This window comes from Pseudogemmobacter faecipullorum (assembly GCF_020539525.1).
Taxonomy (GTDB): domain Bacteria; phylum Pseudomonadota; class Alphaproteobacteria; order Rhodobacterales; family Rhodobacteraceae; genus Pseudogemmobacter; species Pseudogemmobacter faecipullorum.
In genome coordinates this window covers 1-480 of the sequence record NZ_JACDXX010000102.1, presented here as the reverse complement: position 1 = coordinate 480, position 480 = coordinate 1, and the positions used below count along the sequence as shown (strand labels likewise).

1 protein-coding gene is annotated in these 480 nt (G+C 59.6%); it reads left to right on the top strand.

The window, feature by feature from the left end; translation table 11 throughout:
• A partial coding sequence (locus tag H0485_RS21395; RefSeq protein ID WP_226937886.1) for a DDE-type integrase/transposase/recombinase occupies positions 1-480 on the top strand: 480 nt, incomplete at both ends.

Sequence of the window (480 nt, the reverse complement as noted above, 5' to 3'; positions counted from 1 at the left end):
GCCTGCGCATCCAGCCCAGCGGGTTTTATGCTTGGTTGCAACGCCCGATGAGCAAGCGCGCCCAAGAGGATGCGCGTCAAACAGACCTTCTGCACAAGGCATGGACCGAAAGCGGCAAGGTCTACGGCTATCGCAAGCTGCATGACGATCTGGTCGAGCAAGGGGAGTGCCTTTGCCCGAACCGTGTGGCTCGCCTCGCGCAACTTGCCGGCATCAAGGCCCAGATCGGCTATAGACGCCGGCCCGGCATCTACGGCGGCAAGCCATCAATCGTTGTCGACAATACCTTGGATCGTCAGTTCGACGTTGCAGTGCCGGATAAGGTCTGGGTGACCGACATCACCTATATCCGCACCCAAGAGGGTTTTGCTTATCTTGCTGTCGTGATCGACCTCTACTCCCGCCGCGTCGTCGGCTGGTCGATGCAAAGCAGACAAACTACCGACGTCGTGCTTCAGGCGCTCCTCATGGCCGTGTGGC